Consider the following 2,923-nt stretch of genomic DNA (forward strand, 5'->3'; position numbering starts at 1 on the left):
TTTGGCTGGGTGCCCAATAAATAGCACTTTTCAATTTTAAATATTTCAATTATGAAAGTGTACTTCAATATCCTAAAAAAATAGTAAAACTATGAAAAAGATTATAATCGGAATGATGCTGCTAATAAGCTTTATTTCTTCCAATGCACAAATAGATAGTATAAATACCAAACCATTTCCAGAATTTTCCCTCGGGGCAGGGGCGGTCAATACCTCTATTTTACAGAAGGGCTTTTATGGAGCGTATTTGGATTTAAAATATTACCCTGTCCAACGATGGGCTACGGGGCTTAGTTTCTCTCTTGTTGGAAGAAAAATCGAAGATACTTTTTCCTATCCGATAGGACAACCATTACTGGATTTTTACGAAATAGGATGGATTAATCAGTATAACATCGTTCAAAAAAATAACTTGCGAATCGGGATGAGTCTTATTAACGGTATGGCTATCGCAAGACTTGGTGACATCGACCAAAAAGAAAAATATTGGACGAGATTTAGTTCTGCTAAGCGTGCCAAGGAAATAGAAATAAATTATTTATACCTGTTACAGCCTGGTCTTGATATGTCTTACAAGATTTTTTCAAACACGAACAGCCCTGATATTTATGCTACAGCTAAAGCACAGTATCGGGCGGCATTGGGTAATCCAAAATTCGGGCAGAAAGATGATTTTTCAAATTACTGGTTGGGTGTAGGCATTACGGTTATCACAAATTAAACATCCCAAAGTGATAACGGAATAATTATGAAATTATCGGATATACTTTTAAAAATTATTATTGAATGGAAACAAAGTTTACTAAATCAATCACAGAACCCTTTAAAACACTGGGCAACAAAACCTTTGGGAAGCTTTATTTTGCACAGGCAGCCAGTCTTTTTGGTGATGCTTTTACGTGGCTGGGCTTGGCATTACTCACCTATCAAATCAGTCCGGAAAAATCGGCAATAATCCTTGCATCGGCACTTACTTTGAGGGTAACTGCATACATTGTTTTTTCGCCTTTTGCAGGTGTGGTGTCAGATAAATTTCCGAGAAAAAAAATTCTGCTAATCACTCAGTTTTTCAGAATGGTTATTGTGAGTTTATTACCTTTTGTAACGCAGGAATGGCAGATTTACGGATTGATTTTCTTTCTGAATATTTTTTCGGCTTTTTTCATGCCAACTTATCGGGCGATTATTCCGCAAGTGGTAGAAAAAGAACAATACAGGGAAGCCAATGGCTTGTCAATGGCTACTTTTCAGATGCTCTCCGTATTTGGCCCGGGACTGGCCGGATTGACAACAGTGTGGCTGGGTGCCCAGCAAATATTTTTTGTCAACGGCATTACTTTATTAATTGCTATTTTACTCATTATCAGTATTCCATTTTCTGAATTGCAGAAAGGTGTAAACGCAGAAAATGCAGCCAATGACAAAGCATGGAGAAATGTTTTAAAAGGCGTTAAACTTTTATTTGGAAATAAGATAATTCGATTTGCCCTGAGCATAGAATTTATTTCTGCCATTGCCGGTGCAATGATTTTGGTAAATACAGTTGGATTGGTTAAAACATCTTTGGCTTTAGATGATAAACATTACGGTTGGGTTATGGCTGCTTTTGGCGTTGGTGGTGCAATAACAGCTTTCTTGTTGGGAAGTTTAGATAAATCAAAAACAAGAAGCATTTCACTCATTAGCGGAGCCATGATGATAGGTATTACAATTAGTGTGGCAAACTTTGTTCCATTTGAAGGATTGATGCTTTTATGGGTTTTGGCAGGTATTGGGCAAACACTGGCAGATATGCCCTCCGAAACATTGATAGGTGAAAATATTGAACCACAAGACCAAGGCAAAGTATATGGATCTCACTTCGCATTTTCACATCTCTGGTGGGCTATAGCTTACCCTATTGCTGGTTTTGTAGGCACAAAATTCCGTGGAACGGACTTTTTATATGGTGGCTTACTTACTATCACAATTGTAATTTTGGCTATTGTGCTTTTGAAACCTTTTAAGAATCAAGATTAATATCACGCTTACAATTTTAAAATGCAAGTGGAACTATTTTTGAGACATAATCTGTAAATATCATAAATCAAACAAGGAATATCGCAAACAACATAGCATATTATGTTCCGACTTTTGTACAAACAAAAACAATTAAAAGTTCAAAACAATGGAAAGTAAAAATCTTCAATTCAAGACAAACCTTAACTGTGGTAACTGTGTGGCTAAAGTACAGTCAGATTTAGATAACGCGAATGGTATTAGCGAATGGAACGTAGATACGACAAATAGTGATAAAATCCTTACGATAAAATCGGAAGGAATCAGCGAAGACGAAATCGTTACAATTATTAAGAAAAAAGGGTTTAAAGCCGAACCTATTTCTCAATAAAATAATCGGCAATTTATTATTAAAATAGATAAAAATGAAAAAGTTAATAATAGCAATAACCGTAATGTTGTTTGGGTTTTCTGCCTTTGCACAAAATACAAGCAACCTGTTAAACAGTTACATCAATGTAAAAAACGCTTTAGTAAGTAGTGATAGCAAAGCAGCGTTCACCGCTATTTCAGCACTCAATCAAGCGGTAAAAAGTGAGGACAATTTTTCGCAAAAAGCAGAGCTTATTAAAGCCACCGAGAAATTGAACAAGGCAGGCAATGACCTTGAAAAGCAAAGAGCCGCTTTTAACGATGTGTCAACCGTAATATGGAAACTGGTAAAATCTTCTGATAAAGTAAACCAGCCTGTTTACTATCAATATTGCCCGATGAAAAAAGCATACTGGTTAAGCAAGGAAAAGGAAATTAAAAATCCTTACTATGGTTCATCAATGCTTACTTGTGGTAAAGTTGCAGAAACTAAATAATAACCCAAAAAGGCATTGCCTAATGTGCAATGCCTTTTAATCTTTATAACCAATGC

The 2,923-nt window shown here is 35.9% G+C and carries 4 protein-coding genes; all 4 read left to right on the plus strand.

Annotation, left to right across the window (positions count from 1 at the left end; all coding sequences use genetic code 11):
* The first annotated feature begins 91 nt into the window (after nucleotides 1–91).
* Nucleotides 92–721: a hypothetical protein gene (locus P8M54_RS13970; protein ID WP_260133041.1), complete on the plus strand. Its 630-nt coding sequence runs from the start codon at nucleotides 92–94 to the stop codon at nucleotides 719–721.
* A gap of 65 nt (nucleotides 722–786) precedes the next feature.
* Nucleotides 787–2,019: an MFS transporter gene (locus tag P8M54_RS13975; RefSeq protein WP_260133040.1), complete on the plus strand. Its 1,233-nt coding sequence runs from the start codon at nucleotides 787–789 to the stop codon at nucleotides 2,017–2,019.
* Between the two features lie 148 nt (nucleotides 2,020–2,167).
* Entirely contained in the window at nucleotides 2,168–2,389 is a 222-nt protein-coding gene (locus P8M54_RS13980; RefSeq protein WP_260133039.1) for a heavy-metal-associated domain-containing protein, read from the plus strand.
* A gap of 34 nt (nucleotides 2,390–2,423) precedes the next feature.
* Nucleotides 2,424–2,867 (plus strand): DUF3347 domain-containing protein, encoded by a 444-nt coding sequence (locus P8M54_RS13985; RefSeq protein WP_260133038.1) that lies wholly within the window; start codon nucleotides 2,424–2,426, stop codon nucleotides 2,865–2,867.
* Nucleotides 2,868–2,923 lie beyond the last annotated feature (56 nt).

Origin of the sequence: Flavobacterium sp., assembly GCF_029242675.1 — a bacterium.
In the GTDB taxonomy this organism is placed as follows: Bacteria; Bacteroidota; Bacteroidia; order Flavobacteriales; family Flavobacteriaceae; genus Flavobacterium.